The organism is Bartonella sp. AA86SXKL, from assembly GCF_042196885.1.
Genome location: NZ_JBHIRE010000005.1, coordinates 1 through 15,032, shown reverse-complemented (window position 1 = coordinate 15,032; position 15,032 = coordinate 1). Strand labels below are relative to the sequence as shown.

Here is a 15,032-nt window from a genome sequence, read left to right as displayed (position 1 = left end):
ACATTATGGCTAAAGCAGCAACCATTAAGATCAAGCTTTTATCAACTGCAGATACTGGTTTTTTCTATGTAACAAAGAAAAACAGCCGTACAATGACAGATAAAATGAGCAAGCGTAAATATGATCCAGTTGTAAAAAAGCACGTTGAATTTAAAGAAACAAAAATTAAATAAATAAAATTATTATTAAATTGATAGATTTTATACTCCAAAAGAAATGTGGGAGTATTGCTCTTCAAAGTTATTTTTTGAGGGGTGTTTTTTTTATTTCCTTAAGTTTAAAAAGTTTACTTTAAACTTTGTATGTTTTGTACGGATTTGGATAAGTTGATTTATTATTTAAGTTGCTTACATATATTTTGCATGAGTATTTGATTATTGTGATATCTAACGAAAATTTTGTCATTAAAACGAGACATTGTTTCGTCATATGAATAAAGCTTCTCGGATGAATTATAAACAATACTAAAATAGAGTTATAGTAATGTTAGCAGTTTCTTTATTTCATGAAAAAATCTTTTTCTCATTTTGATCTAAGAATCTTTAATCTAAAAGTTATCGGTTTCAGTATTTTTGTCGCTGCTAGCATTCTTATCATTATGTCAACTTATTTTAAGCAGACTCAACGGTTGCCTCAAAAAGAAAATTTTTCTTCTCAAAACTCTGTTAAAGGAAATGCTTTAATTATTGATGGCGATACCATTATGATTTCTTCAATTAAGATTCGACTAGCTGGAATTGATGCTCCTGAACTCCACCAATTTTGTGGAAAAAAGGAAGCACGCTACCCTTGTGGGCTTGAAGCAAAGAAATATTTAGAACAATTATTAAAAAATCAAATTGTTACATGTCACTGGCAAAAAACAGATAAATATCGCCGTATTCTTGCAACATGTAAAACAAAACAAGTTAGCAATATCAACGCAACACTTGTACATAATGGTTGGGCTGTAAATTATTATGAATACCCCAAAGAAGAGCAAGAAGCTAGGAAGAAAAAGAAAGGAATATGGGTATCAAGTTTTCAACGACCAAAAGAATGGCGCAAAGCAAATCCTCGCACAGAATAAGAAAAATATTTTTTAATTTTATTTACTAATGAAACAATGTAGCCCAATTATCAAACTTGAAAAAGAGATCTATTCCTGTCGTGTTTGCGTCCAACAACCCCATTATTTTCCTCCTCTTCCTCATGAACCAAACCCTGTCGTTTATTTATCCGATACTGCTTCGATTGCAATTGCAGGCCAAGCACCAGGGTTGCGTGTCCATGAAACTTCTATCCCTTTTAATGATCGCTCTGGTGAAAAATTGCGTAATTGGCTGGGTGTCACGAAAGAAGAATTTTATAATAAATCTCTTTTTGCTATTGTTCCTATGGGATTTTGTTTTCCAGGTTATGACAAAAATAAAGCTGATTTACCACCAAGACGGGAATGTCGAGAAATATGGCATGAAAAGATATTTCAGGCAATGCCTCAAATAAAGCTTGTTCTTGCTATTGGCAGTTATGCGCAAAAGTGGCACATTACAGAATTAAAACATAAAACCGTTTCTGCAACTGTTGGTGATTGGAGAAATATTCTTTCCATTCCTCAACCTCGAGGCTATAATGTTATGCCTTTGCCTCATCCGTCATGGCGAAATACTTCTTGGTTACAGAAAAAACCATGGTTTAACGATGAGCTTATTGTATATCTGCGTCGTTTAGTGCGTAAATTTTTATAAATTAAAATATTGAGAAAAAATATGGATCGTCTTGACCGAAAAATTTTACATCTTTTGCAAGAAAATGCGACACTTTCTGTTGCTGATATTGCTAAAAAAGTGGGGCTTTCTACCACTCCTTGCTGGCGTAGAATTCAAAAACTTGAAGAAGATGGCGTCATTCAACGTCGTGTTGCTGTTCTTTCTCCAGAAAAAGTAAACGCACACGTCACTGTTTTTGTGTCTATTCGCACAAATACACATAGTCATGAATGGTTTAAGCGTTTTTCAAAAATTGTGCAAGAATTCCGTGAAGTCATTGAATTTTATCGAATGAGTGGAGATATTGACTATTTATTGCGTGTTGTTGTGCCCAACATTGAAGCTTATGATCTTTTTTATAAAAAATTAATTTCTAAAATTGACATCCGTGATGTCTCTTCTTCTTTCGCAATGGAACAGATTAAATATACAACAGAACTTCCACTTAATTATATTAAATTACACGACAAGACGCATGAACAAAGCTCTTAAGATTTTTTATATCCGTCTTATGATCTTTTAGGCATTCAAACTTTCTTGTTAAAAAACCACCATTTGTGCATGTGTTAAAACAGCAGCTTTGACAATACCAGCTGCTATAGCTGCTCCTGTCCCTTCACCAAGACGCATCCCCAAATCTAGAAGTGGTTCTTTGCCAATTTTTTTTAAAAGTTTACGATGAGCTGTCTCAGAAGAAACATGTCCAACAAGGGTATGATCAAGAGCTTTTGGATGCATTTTATAAAGAACCGCTGCTGCTGCTGTTGCCACAAAACCATCTAAAATAACGGGTATTTTTTCTATTCTTGCTGCTAAAATAGCACCAACCATAGCAGCAATCTCACGTCCTCCTAAGCGACGCATTATCTCAAAAGGATCATTAAAATAATCCTTATGCAAAGAAATGGCTGTCTTAACCGCTGCAATTTTACGCTGATAAAAATCACCTTCTGATTCCATACCATTTCCTGTCCATTCTTCCACTTCCCCTCCAAACAATGCTAAGCATAAAGCTGAAGCTATTGTTGTGTTTCCAATTCCCATTTCTCCAATACATAAAAGATCTGTCCCACCCGCAATGGATTCCATTCCAAATGCCATTGTAGCAGCCGCACTCCGCTCATCCATTGCGGCATCCTTCGTAATATTCATTGTTGGATATTCCAATGCTAAATCAAAAATTTTTAATCCAAGATCATAAGCAATACAAATTTGATTGATAGCAGCTCCACCAGAGGCAAAATTTTCTACCATTTTTTGTGTCATAGATTGTGGAAATGGTGTAATATTCTCCTCTACAATACCATGGTTTCCAGAAAAAATAGCAACCAAAGGTCGCGTTACGATAGGTTTTTCTGTACCCCTCCACCCCGCATACCAAACAGCAATATCTCCTAGTTTTCCCAATGTTCCTTGCTCTTTTGTTAAGTTTTTTTGCCATTTTTTTGCCAAAATTATAGAAAACTCATCAGCAACAGGTAAATTTGTAAGCAAAGCACGAAAATCATCAAATGGACTAGCGATCATAAGGATACCTTTTAAAATCTACAATGTTTATGAAAATCACGTCATATATACAGGATATGAATAATTTATTGTTTTTTTAACAGTGCTTTAAAAATGTTAAATACTATGAAAGCAATAATTTCTACATTCTATTTTCTACCCCAATAACAAACGTGCAAGATTCAAAATGTTATTAATATCTTATGACTACTTTACAGTGATACCCTTAAGCTATTTTTTATTTAATAGGCATAATCAGCATGCCGTTTAATATATAAATTCTAACATTCTTATTCATAATAAAAGTTATAAACTTTCAAAAACTTATAAAATTGAAGGGATCAAAATTATCGCAAAGAAATCAAAACGCAAAGGATCTCAACTTTAATATATGTTAATTGTCTGACTGTTATTAAATGAGAGCATAAAAAGCTTCTTTTAAAGTACATATATCTGCGTTTGGTTTTGTCGCATCATTTGATAGTATTTGCCGCCATCGACGTGCCCCACCCCGCCCATGAAATAAACCAATCATGTGACGCGTCACATGAGAAAGCCGTCCCCCCGATGCAATATGTCGAGCCGCATAATCACACATAACCTCAATAAGATCACTCTCACTTAGACTATTCTGCGACTCACCATAGAGTTCAAAATCAATATGTTTTAACAAAGTTGGATCATGATAAACTTGGCGACCAACCATGACAGCATCACAGAAAGTTAAGTGTTCTTTGATCTCATCAATCGATTTAATTCCACCATTTATCCCAATGAATTTATGAGGATATTGACCTTTTAATTTGTAAACCCTTTCATAATTAAGGGGCGGAATATTGCGATTTTCTTTCGGACTCAATCCTTGTAGCCATGCCTTGCGTGCATGTATCCAGAGCGCATCACATCCAGCATTCCAAACCTGATTAGCCAAAAGATCTAACGCTAACTCTTCATCTTGTTCGTCCACTCCAATCCGACATTTGACAGTTACAGGTATAGTAACCTCTCGTTTCATTGCTTCTACTGCATTTGCCACAATGTCTGGATGTAGCATCAAACAAGCTCCAAAGACCCCTGCTTGAACACGATTTGATGGGCAACCAACATTGAGATTTATTTCGTTGTAGCCAAAATCCTCAGCAATTCGTGCAGCTTCTGCTAACTTTTTCGGATCTGCCCCCCCTAATTGTAATGCAACTGGACGTTCTTTGTCGCTAAAAGCCAACAATTGTTCACGAACACCATGAATGACAGCATCTGCTACCATCATTTCCGTATAAAGGAGAGCTTTTTTCGTTAAAAGACGATAAAAAAACCTGCAATGTCGGTCTGTCCAGTCCAACATTGGTGCTACTGCAAATTTTATAGGCGATGGAAGGTTGTAAAATATCATGAGGGTATTACTCTCATGTCCCTATAGCTCTCTCTTTATACATAAAAAAATACTTACTTTTAGTTTACGGAAAATTTTATTCTCTTATACTATCATGAGTATAATAACAGCTCATTATTTCCAATTGATATCAAGGTTTACTACAATCAATCATGCCAAAACACAATATCGCATTTCTCATAGATTAGTGTTCAGGTATATAAACATGAAAAAAGAAGATTTTTACTATAATATAAAAATCTCATTTATAAGTTCTTCTTACGCTCTTCAAGCCTCTCCCCTTACATGATTTAGTACAGCGTTTAAGATAATAAATGCTAAACTAACACATTATACAATTTTTCATGATCGATTTAATTTTCTTTAGATTTTTTTAACTCATTGTGCAAATAAACGATACAGAAAGTAGCTTTATCTTCTCCTAAAGAAGAAAAAAACCTTATTTCACACGAATCTAATTATAAATTATTTTTTATCAATGAGTTCTTTTTGGTGATATTCTTAGATTTCACTTTATAAGATAGACAAATTTCATCTTAAATATTCTATCTAATTTTGCCATTTTGTGATTCTTGCAAAAAAAAACTAAAATCAGGGTATAGACAACCATTGCCTTTTTAATATCTATAACTAATATCAGTATCTCTCGAAGGAAAATATTTTACAATATTGCAGATACAATTTGTAAAATGAAATGATCATAAACGTTGTTCAATCTCTTGTTGGCTTTGCATATAGGAAGAAAGAGTATCAACCTCTTGTTCATTAAATAGGAGCCCCAGTTTTGAACGACGCCATAACACATCTTCACATACTTTAGCCCATTCTTTTTCCATCAACCATTTTACTTCTACTTCATAAAGCCCATGTCCAAAATTTTTTCCTTTATTTGCCTTACCATGTGCAAAGATCACCAATGCTTCCGTACCGTAGGAGCGTGCAAGCCTGCGATGTGTAAAAGCATCTAAATCTGGCATTAAAAGAGCAATCCTATTTTCGATTGTATCTAATTTGTTATAGGGAAAATCACCCCCTGGAAGTACTGCCTTAGCCGTCCATGATGCTCCCTTTTTACCAAGCTCTTTTTCAACAAATTTCATCGCATCTTCAGCCAACTTACGATAAGTTGTAATCTTTCCACCATAAAGATTAAGTATCTTTGGTGTCGTTCCTGTTCCCATTTCTTTTAAAACATAATCGCGCGTAATTTTTTGTGCTTTTGAAGCTCCATCATCATAGAGTGGACGAACTCCAGAGTAAGACCAGACAATCGTTTCAGGCAACACTGGTTGTATGAAATATTCACTGGCTGCTGCACAAATATAATCAATTTCTGTATCAGTAATATGAACGTCAGCCGGATCTCCTTGATAATTACAATCTGTTGTTCCAAGTAAGGTAAACTCTTCTTGATACGGAATAGCAAATATAATACGCCCATCACCATTTTGAAAAATATAAGCACGATCATGAGTATAAAGCTTGGGAACCAAAATATGAGAACCTCTAACAAGCCGTACTGGTGGATGTTCTTTACAATCTAATATGCTTGCCAAAACATGATCAATCCAAGGTCCTGTCATATTCGCGATATAAGAAGCTGTGACACTATATTCTTTGCTACTTAACTTGTCTTGAAGAAATATATGCCATTTATTGTCTTCTTTTTTTAAAGAGAGAACTTCTGTTCGTACTTTTATATCAGCTCCCCACTTTTCTGCATCACGAGCATTGCCAATAACTAAACGCGCATCATCTACTCTTGCATCAGAATATTCAAAACCTCTCTGATATTCTTTCTTCAGTGTAGAGCAAAATTTTTGTGAAAAATTAATCGTTTTACTGCGCCACAATTTCTGATTCCAATTCCCTAAATAATCATAAATAAAAAGTCCAAAACGCAACATCCAAGCAGGGCGCAATTCTTTATGATAAGGAAGGAGAAAACGCAAAGGACGCACAATATGTGGAGCCATACGTAAAATGATCTCGCGTTCTTTCAATGCTTCACGAACAAGTTTGAACTCATAGTGTTCAAGATAACGAAGCCCACCATGAATAAGCTTTGTTGACGCACTTGAGGTCCCAGATGCAAGATCGTTCATTTCAGCCAATCCCACTTTAAATCCGCGTCCTGCTGCATCTCTTGCCAATCCACAGCCGTTTATCCCTCCTCCAATGATAAACAGCTCATAATGTGTTGTAGTTTTCATAATTTCACTTTTCATTATTTAATTTTGTTTCTCAGTATTCAATAAAGCAACAGGAAAAAATAATACAAGTGTTCTTCATTGTATTATCAACGTACTTTTTCTTAAAATAAACACGCACAAAAAGCTTTTGATATCCTTATACATCAAAACAACATTTGACAAATTAAAGAGAATTTTTTTATCTTTTACAAAACATAATCCTTGCCAAGCCAAGGTTCATCATATGAAATCTTTTTAGAGAAAAATTGATGTTTTTTCTCATTCTTAAAGATACACTATAACTAAATGCTTCATTGCACATAGATAGCACTTTTCATATAGTTCACTCAATGACACCCTAGAAAATGTGAAGGTATCCAAATGAATTATCACTCTCAAAACTCGAAAATAACACTTCTTTCAAAAATTTTAGTCATAGTTATGTCGAGTATTTTAATCTTTTTACCTTCTTTATCAAACGCAACGTCACGCTCAAAAACAGCAAATGATTTAAGCTTAGAAAAGCTTAAATCACAACTTTTAGAAGATTCTAGCTTTTTATCTAAGCTTAAAGAAAAAATGATACCACATACTGATTCTCATCATATTCAACAAATCGTCAGAGAGTATCTTCTTACTCATCCAGAAATTATGATTGAAATGCAGCTTATTCTTCAAGATAAGCTGGAAAAACAGAATGAATACGAAAACCAAAAACAAACTTCAGTCATTCATTCATTAGAAAAAGAGATTTTTCATTCTCCTCATGACGCTGTTTTGGGAAACCCAAATGGTAAAAGAGTGCTTGTCAATTTTTTTGATTACAACTGTGGATATTGTAAAATTTCCTATTCAAATATAGAAGACTTGATAAAAGAATATCCAGATTTAAAGGTTATTATCAAGGACTTACCAATTTTAAGCTCTGATTCTATGGCAGCCCATACTGTTGCCTACGCATTTCGAAAACAATTTCCAGAGAAATATCCTCAGTTTCACAAAACGCTTTTAATGTATCAGGGTCGTGCAAATGAAGCTAAAGCTATTAAAGTAGCTGTTTCATTAGGAGCAGATGAAAAAAAACTACATAATGCAATACAAGATCCCACTCTGCAAAACGCTTTTAAAGAAAACATTCAAATTGCCTCTGCACTTCATATTACGGGAACACCTTCTTACATCATTGGTGATAAAATATTCATCGGCGCTGCCAAACAGGATATTCTAAAACAAGCGATAGATAATACACAGTGAATACCTGATCCGTTTTAGGAAGAATACTGTAAATGAGGTAATTTTATGCTTTCTCTTTTTTGATAACAGGCTTATAAGTGCAATTTTGCGTAAAGCAGATACAAGTTTTAAATTGCAAAGTATAATGATTTAAAGGAAATAAAAATCTTTAAAGCCTCAAAAGATGTCATCCCTAATCTAGAGATATTCGGTCATAAAATGAGATAATGACGATCTTCATTGATCAAGGAGTTAGAAATAAAATGGCAACAAAAAAAATGGATTCGGCAAAAAACGCAATTGATACGAAAATTATTCGTGATCTTGCTGAAATTTTGAATGATACAAATTTAACGAACATTGAAGTTGAACAAGGGGAGCTTCGTATTTGTGTCTCACGCCAAAATACCTTAACTTCTTCTGAGCAAGCAATCTATGCTCCTGTTTCTACTCCTACTTTTTCTGTAACATCTTCTCCAGTTCCAACAGCTGAATCTCCTATACAATCTATCCAAGAAGATAGATCAAAAAACACAATAACCTCTCCAATGGTTGGAACAGCTTATCTTGCACCTTCACCAGGCGCGCAACCTTTTGTAGAAGTAGGGCAAAATGTTTCTGAAGGGGAGACATTACTTATTATTGAAGCCATGAAAACAATGAATCAAATTTCATCACCGCGCTCAGGTACGGTAACCACTGTTCTTGTCAAAGATGGTCAACCTGTTGAATTTGGTGAACCACTTATTATTGTTGAATAAAGCGAGGGGCAACCATGATTCGAAAAATCCTCATTGCTAATCGAGGAGAAATTGCTCTTCGCGTTTTACGTGCATGTAAAGAACTTGGCATAAAAACCGTGGCTGTTCACTCTACCGCTGATGCAGATGCAATGCATGTTCGTCTTGCTGACGAAAGTGTTTGTATTGGCCCTCCTCCCGCTCGTGATTCTTATTTGAGTATTCAGCAAATTATTGCTGCTTGTGAAATTACAGGAGCGGATGCTGTTCATCCAGGTTATGGCTTTCTTTCTGAAAATGCAAAATTTGCAGATGTTCTAGAAGCCCATGATATTACATTCATCGGTCCAACAGCTACTCACATCCGAATCATGGGCGATAAAATCGAAGCAAAGAAAACCGCCAAAAAACTTGGTATTCCTGTAGTTCCCGGTTCAGATGGAGCAGTCACTGAAGAATCAGATGCTTTACGCACTGCTCGTGAAATTGGTTATCCCGTTATTATAAAAGCTTCTGCAGGTGGTGGTGGACGTGGTATGAAAGTCGTTCATTCTGAACAAGAATTTTCTATAGCTCTCAAAACAACGCGTTCAGAAGCGAAAGCTGCTTTTGGTGATGACGCTGTTTACATAGAAAAATATTTAGAAAAACCCCGTCATATTGAAATTCAAGTCATAGGTGATGGTGCGGGAAATGCTATTCATTTAGGAGAACGCGATTGTTCACTTCAACGACGGCATCAAAAAGTATGGGAAGAAGCTACATCACCTGCACTTAATGAAACTGAACGGAAAAAAATTGGAAGTATTGTTGCAAATGCCTGTGCCCAACTTGGATATCGTGGAGCTGGTACTATTGAATTTCTTTATGAAAATGGCGAATTTTATTTTATTGAAATGAATACACGTTTACAAGTCGAGCATCCTGTAACTGAAGCAATTACAGGTATAGATTTAGTCCACGAACAAATCCATATTGCATCAGGCTGTAAGCTTTCAGTAACACAAGATGAAGTCTGTTTTTCTGGTCATGCCATTGAATGCCGTATTAATGCAGAAGATCCTATTAACTTTACGCCATCACCTGGAACCATTACACATTTTCATACACCTGGAGGTTTAGGGATTCGTGTTGATTCAGGCGCTTATTCAGGTTATCGTATTCCTCCTTACTATGATAGCATGATTGGAAAGCTGATTGTTCATGGACGTACCCGTTTAGAATGTATGATGCGTTTACGGCGTGCTTTAGATGAATTTGTCGTCGATGGGATAAAAACTACACTGCCTCTTTTTCGCGATCTTATTAATAATCAAGATGTTGCTGATGGTAATTATAATATTCACTGGCTAGAAAATTACCTTGCTCATCAATCAAAGTCTTCAGATTCGTAATTCGATAGCAAAACGGTGCATTCTTATAAAAGATTCTATAAGATATCAACATAAGGATAGTTCCAACCTTGCTGTAAAAAGTGGAAAAAAGGAAATAAATTGGTTATTTTTTATATAGTTTTCTTTTAATATGCATAAAATTTAATAATTTTCTGTTTTCCTTTTTGTTAGTTTGTGCTAACTCCTACATGGTTATGCCCTTATAGCTCAGTTGGTAGAGCACCTGATTTGTAATCAGGGGGTCGGGAGTTCGAGTCTCTCTGGGGGCACCATGCTCTTTTTTATCCAAAATAATTTATTGATTTTCCATATATTTTGTACAGTGAGGGACGCGTAAATAAAAGTGAGGGAATAGGATTTTTCAACCTATCTCTATAGGACGCCTCTTTTTTTGCAAACTTTCTCAAGAAGGTCTTTTAATTCTGCTAAGTTTTGTTGTGAAAAATTCTCTAAATTTCTAACAAACTCACCAACAGCTTCACGCCTCAACGGATCAGAAGTCTTGATTGTAAAAGTTTTGCGACAAGCATAGGCTGCTTTTCTTAAGAGTAAAGCCTTCTCTTGATAAACCATAAAGCTCTATGATCTTTTCCTCCAGTCCTACAGGAACAGATTTTTTGCCAATCTCGACAGAAGATAAAAATCCTACAGATATGTCTAATTTCTTAGCCATATCTAAGAGGCGTTCGGAGTGATCAATGCGCAAAATTCCGCGCAAATTCACCATTACTAGCATCACCGGACCAATCGCCTCCTCCCAACATAACATTTACGTCTACACGTAAACTGCTTCCTTGTTCCCCTGTATGCCATTTCGTCACGGGATAACAACCAGACAAAAATTGCCACACATAACCGCAACCATCCTCACAACCGATATACGAAATCATACGACGATTTTCTGTATCAACGTGTCCTCCAGACGTTTTGGGAGAAGGCGCTTTATTGCCTATAATACTGGTTCCCGAATTGATTCCATACATGCAAGACGCGAACTCATCACTCGTCAAAAATCTCTTATTAACAGACGAAAAATCCACGTGATGGTCAGAATAGCTACGATTGGTTGTAATCGGAACACCATAGGCAGACTTCGTATTTTCATCTGTCCCTGATTGAAGATAAATATCAACCCAAATATTCTTCCACGGATCGTAAACCATTCCCTCTGGATCACTCCTCGGATAGTGATTTAAACACCAAACAGAATCAGGGAGAATATCCCCCGCTTGATAACCCGATAACGGATGATCTTCAAAGAAATTGTTATTTCTATGGATTCGACTAGTGTCCAAGGATATTATGATATACGGGGGGCGAATAAATTTGATCGCGTGTGGAAAAACATTGAAACAGTTAAGAATCTTCAACCTCTGCAAAGTATAGGAATAAGAGCGACAGTTACCAAAGAGATTCTAGAAAATATTATTAATTTTATCGATTTTTGTATAAGCAAAGATGTCGATTATATCGGATTCAGCCCGCTCGATACGTCGTCATTTAGTTTTTCTAGAAAAAATAATACAAAGGATCGATCTAAGGCTTTAAGAAACAAAACTCTTCCGCCAAACGCTTCACTTTTTCATTTGAGAGATGAATTATCAAGGAAAGAATCCCCCCTCCAGATTTATATAGATAAAAAGTTCCAAGAAAGGAAAATCTCATGGACGTCACAAAATTTTGTAAATTGTATTAATTATTACTTAGGCGAGAATTCTACGTACGTTTCGTCGCCGTTAATGTGTTTATTTCCATTTTCATCCTTGGTATTGGACTATAATGGAGATTTAAAAAATTGCTTTTATTCAGAAGCTTTTGGGAATCTACAAAATTATGGGGCAATAGATTGGTCTGCTCAAAGCGTTTTAAAATCTTTGAAAGAATCTGGCGCATGTAGCGGATGTCATGGGAAGGTGTTTTGTGGATAAGGTTAAGCAATTTAAGATTTATAGTGTTAGCAAGTCTACTGCTCTAGTGGTTGCTGTTTTACCACTTTTTTTGTCGGAAAAATTGCATTTGTCGCAAGCGGATATTGTTTTAATCGGTAGTTATTTTTTATTGCTTCCTTTGATCTTAGAAGTCCCCTTGGGTTTATTATCAGATGTTTATGGAAGTAAGCGCGTTATTTATACTGGGCTGTTTTTCTTTCTTTGCGGTTTTTTAGCTCTTTTTATGAATTATGCATATTTTGCTTACGCCACTTATTTGTTGTGTATTACATTAGCAGCCGCTTGTTTCTCAGGTGCGGAAGATAGTTTACTCTTTTCTGTAGTACCAAAGCATCGCACACTGTTTTCCGTTAAGTCCGAAGTGGCTGCTGTTACCTATAGTGTGACAACGGTACTTATTTTTTTAGGAGGAATACTTTATTATGTGCATCCTGCATTGCCTGTGATTTTTCAAGTCCTTTCATTAATTTTTGCTATTTTTATGTTTTCAAAACTGACGAAGGGATTAGATAGTTTTCATATCAACGCTCATCCGAGTATTTTCACAGTTATGTGCGCCAGCCGTAAAGAAGTCAAAAATCCTTATCGCTTCACTCTTATTTTTTTAAGTGCAGTTTCAGCTTTTGCTATTTTGGTTAATAATCGAACTGTTTCTATCGCATTTTCTGATTTTTTGCCATTTCAACCTGCTATTTTGGTTTCGATTATTTTTATCATTGGGAATTTTTTTTCAGCAAGTTCCAATATATTGTTTCAGAAGTATTTTTCAAAGTTTCAAAATCCTATTTTTCCCGTCTTAATGATTGGTTGTATGGTAACCATTGCTTTTTTTCTCATGTCATTTCAAATCATTGCGGCTCTTATATTAGGATTTTTACTGCTATGTGTTTTTAAATCTGCTTATCGATCTTATCTGTCGTCTCTTCTTATAAATTCACTGCTTGATCCCAAAGCTATCGCGACTGTTTTATCATTTACAGCCATTATTACAGCTGTTGTATCCTTTGCATTCAGTTTTTTATACGGTCATATTTTTTCAACATTCTGGCAAGCTAATTTGTGGTTGGCAGTGGTTATGGCTGTGATTTTTGGGGTGTCTGCTTTAATTATTTTTGTCAGAAAACAAGAAATCATTTGGTTACAGCCTGAAAATGCACAATCGTCAAAACAACATTTCTTGAAACGCAAGCATCAAGAATTTTGCTATGGGCAAATTTATCCGGAAGCATCGTGCATTAATGAAAACATCAAGGATGGCTCTTTTCGACAAAGTCTCTATCCTGCACCAAATTTGATAACACTTTGCGATGAAGTAGTCGAATGGGAGTTTATCCGGGGTACTGTATTGAGTCAAATGGATTTGCTACATCAAAAGGCGATTATTGATCAAATCAATAAGATCTTTCAAGATCGATTAAGCAAAAATATAATCTTATCACATGGAGATTTACATCCTGATAATATCATTGTTACTCCTGATAGTTCTTTTATGGTAGTGGATTGGGATTTATGTCAAGAAGCCAGTCCGGAATTGGATATCTTAACATTTTTCACCAGTCCAAGATTATCTCTCAATTTAGAAGAACGGATAGACTATATTTCTCATTTGCTGTCTATATCAAAGGATGAAGCTTTACCAATGATAAAAGCGTTTGTGGCTAAAAAAATTTCTGATCTTTGTCTATACCAAAATATTTTCATGAAACAATTAGTATTGGATTATATGAACTTGAATAAGGAATTTCATGGGCGATAATATTGTAATTTGTAATGAAAATTGCAGTGCGAGCTGCAATCATTGTCCGTATTCGATGGAATGTATGGTGAGAGATGACGCGTTGCCTGAATTTTTATATACAATAAATGACATAAAATCTGATTTTATTATTCTTTCTGGTGGAGAGCCTTTTGAGTTCGATTATGATTTACTTCATAAATATACTTGTATGTGTCTCATTTGTAAAAAATATTTTCGGATTGCAACAGGGGGCACATCTATATTCAACCATATTTGAAGCTATTAAAGAGTAATCCGTTCTTTTTAGGGATACAAATAGGCACAGATGTTATTTCAGAGATAAGAAATCTAGACAGTAAAAAATATAAACAAACGTGGGTGCGTAACATAGAATGTATGAAAAAAGATAGCGTACCATATAGTGTGACGATTACTTTATCGGAGAGATTCGATTTGGCAGAAGTGTTAGCTCTAATACGTATCGCTACTCCCGAGTTCATTTTATTTAATTTTGAAAATAGAAAAAAGTATGAGAATACATTTCAGTTAAATATGATACGGGATTTTTTTTCTGGCTGTGAGATAAAATATGGATATACGCATCAGAGTTTACACCAATAAATATAAACTATCGGATTCTTTTCACAGTTCTTCTGGTGTATTAGTTGAAAAAACAGAACTGATAATTTTATTTACTACTCAGGATAAAGTTATTTCGCCCTTTGCTATGGAGTTGCCATTGTCACCTAGTCACGGAGAAATGCCGGACGATTTTATAAAATCTATAAATGAACGATACAAGATATTGATTTATAATGATAATCTAGCTCTGTTCATATTGAATTAGACGCCCGAATAACGTAGGATTCTCTCATTTCAAATCTGTTTATCTTGAATCAATCAAAACCACTTGCTTGCACGTCACAAGCGGGGTTGATGTGTGGGTAAAAATTGTACAAGAAAGGAGTAAAAATGGTTCTTATGAATCGTCTTAATGCAAGGGCTGTAGCAACATTGGGAGCTGGTAAATATAATGATGGTGCCGGCTTGCTACTTCACAAACGTAAAGATGGTGGTGCTCAATGGCTTTATCGTTATACCATTCACGGTCGGCGCCGTGAAATGGGCTTGGGCGCCTT

The 15,032-nt window shown here is 35.3% G+C and carries 14 protein-coding genes, 1 tRNA gene and 1 pseudogene; 11 read left to right on the top strand and 5 right to left on the bottom strand.

The window, feature by feature from the left end; translation table 11 throughout:
- Nucleotides 1-5 precede the first annotated feature (5 nt).
- From rpmG to ACFIO5_RS03555, 4 genes are all read left to right on the top strand, one after another.
- Nucleotides 6-173, top strand: coding sequence for a 50S ribosomal protein L33 (gene rpmG / locus ACFIO5_RS03570; protein ID WP_004864083.1), 168 nt, complete (start codon nucleotides 6-8; stop codon nucleotides 171-173).
- 332 nt (nucleotides 174-505) lie between these two features.
- Nucleotides 506-1,069, top strand: a complete 564-nt coding sequence (locus ACFIO5_RS03565; RefSeq protein WP_375634643.1) for a thermonuclease family protein — start codon at nucleotides 506-508, stop codon at nucleotides 1,067-1,069.
- Nucleotides 1,070-1,097: 28 nt separating this feature from the next.
- Nucleotides 1,098-1,727 carry a uracil-DNA glycosylase family protein gene (locus ACFIO5_RS03560; protein ID WP_375634145.1) on the top strand — a complete coding sequence of 210 codons (630 nt, stop codon included), beginning with the start codon at nucleotides 1,098-1,100 and terminating at the stop codon, nucleotides 1,725-1,727.
- Between the two features lie 21 nt (nucleotides 1,728-1,748).
- Nucleotides 1,749-2,240, top strand: coding sequence for an Lrp/AsnC family transcriptional regulator (locus ACFIO5_RS03555; protein WP_375608344.1), 492 nt, complete (start codon nucleotides 1,749-1,751; stop codon nucleotides 2,238-2,240).
- A gap of 48 nt (nucleotides 2,241-2,288) precedes the next feature.
- Here the strand turns inward: ACFIO5_RS03555 and cobT are convergent, their stop codons facing one another.
- The 3 genes from cobT to glpD all read right to left on the bottom strand — a co-directional run bounded on the left by cobT (nucleotide 2,289) and on the right by glpD (nucleotide 6,875).
- On the bottom strand, nucleotides 2,289-3,275 hold the full coding sequence (cobT, locus tag ACFIO5_RS03550; RefSeq protein WP_375634147.1) for a nicotinate-nucleotide--dimethylbenzimidazole phosphoribosyltransferase: 987 nt from the start codon (nucleotides 3,273-3,275) through the stop codon (nucleotides 2,289-2,291).
- Between the two features lie 391 nt (nucleotides 3,276-3,666).
- Nucleotides 3,667-4,647, bottom strand: coding sequence for a tRNA dihydrouridine(20/20a) synthase DusA (gene dusA, locus ACFIO5_RS03545; RefSeq protein ID WP_375634149.1), 981 nt, complete (start codon nucleotides 4,645-4,647; stop codon nucleotides 3,667-3,669).
- Nucleotides 4,648-5,345: 698 nt separating this feature from the next.
- Entirely contained in the window at nucleotides 5,346-6,875 is a 1,530-nt protein-coding gene (glpD, locus tag ACFIO5_RS03540; protein WP_375634151.1) for a glycerol-3-phosphate dehydrogenase, read from the bottom strand.
- Nucleotides 6,876-7,220: 345 nt separating this feature from the next.
- Between glpD and ACFIO5_RS03535 the strand changes: the two genes are divergently transcribed.
- The 4 genes from ACFIO5_RS03535 to ACFIO5_RS03520 all read left to right on the top strand — a co-directional run bounded on the left by ACFIO5_RS03535 (nucleotide 7,221) and on the right by ACFIO5_RS03520 (nucleotide 10,478).
- The gene (locus ACFIO5_RS03535; protein ID WP_375634153.1) at nucleotides 7,221-8,093 is read left to right on the top strand and encodes a DsbA family protein; all 873 of its coding nucleotides are present in this window, start codon (nucleotides 7,221-7,223) and stop codon (nucleotides 8,091-8,093) included.
- A 242-nt stretch (nucleotides 8,094-8,335) separates the two neighbouring features.
- Nucleotides 8,336-8,833, top strand: coding sequence for an acetyl-CoA carboxylase biotin carboxyl carrier protein (gene accB, locus ACFIO5_RS03530; RefSeq protein ID WP_375634155.1), 498 nt, complete (start codon nucleotides 8,336-8,338; stop codon nucleotides 8,831-8,833).
- A gap of 14 nt (nucleotides 8,834-8,847) precedes the next feature.
- On the top strand, nucleotides 8,848-10,206 hold the full coding sequence (gene accC, locus ACFIO5_RS03525; protein ID WP_375606916.1) for an acetyl-CoA carboxylase biotin carboxylase subunit: 1,359 nt from the start codon (nucleotides 8,848-8,850) through the stop codon (nucleotides 10,204-10,206).
- Nucleotides 10,207-10,402: 196 nt separating this feature from the next.
- Nucleotides 10,403-10,478, top strand: a tRNA-Thr gene (locus ACFIO5_RS03520).
- Between the two features lie 100 nt (nucleotides 10,479-10,578).
- Here ACFIO5_RS03520 and ACFIO5_RS03515 read toward each other — a convergent pair.
- A pseudogene (locus tag ACFIO5_RS03515) lies at nucleotides 10,579-10,942 on the bottom strand (XRE family transcriptional regulator).
- Nucleotides 10,902-11,501, bottom strand: a complete 600-nt coding sequence (locus tag ACFIO5_RS03510) for a hypothetical protein (RefSeq protein ID WP_375634349.1) — start codon at nucleotides 11,499-11,501, stop codon at nucleotides 10,902-10,904. Before ACFIO5_RS03510 ends, ACFIO5_RS03515 begins: the two are co-directional and overlap by 41 nt.
- Here ACFIO5_RS03510 and ACFIO5_RS03505 point away from each other — a divergent pair.
- From ACFIO5_RS03505 to ACFIO5_RS03495, 3 genes are all read left to right on the top strand, one after another.
- Nucleotides 11,481-12,134, top strand: a complete 654-nt coding sequence (locus tag ACFIO5_RS03505) for a radical SAM protein (RefSeq protein ID WP_375634351.1) — start codon at nucleotides 11,481-11,483, stop codon at nucleotides 12,132-12,134. The genes ACFIO5_RS03510 and ACFIO5_RS03505 overlap by 21 nt on opposite strands.
- Complete coding sequence (locus ACFIO5_RS03500) at nucleotides 12,127-13,911, top strand: MFS transporter (RefSeq protein ID WP_375634353.1); 1,785 nt, start codon at nucleotides 12,127-12,129, stop codon at nucleotides 13,909-13,911. Before ACFIO5_RS03505 ends, ACFIO5_RS03500 begins: the two co-directional genes overlap by 8 nt.
- Nucleotides 13,912-14,865: 954 nt before the next feature.
- A partial coding sequence (locus ACFIO5_RS03495) for an Arm DNA-binding domain-containing protein (RefSeq protein WP_375701145.1) occupies nucleotides 14,866-15,032 on the top strand: 167 nt, incomplete at its 3' end.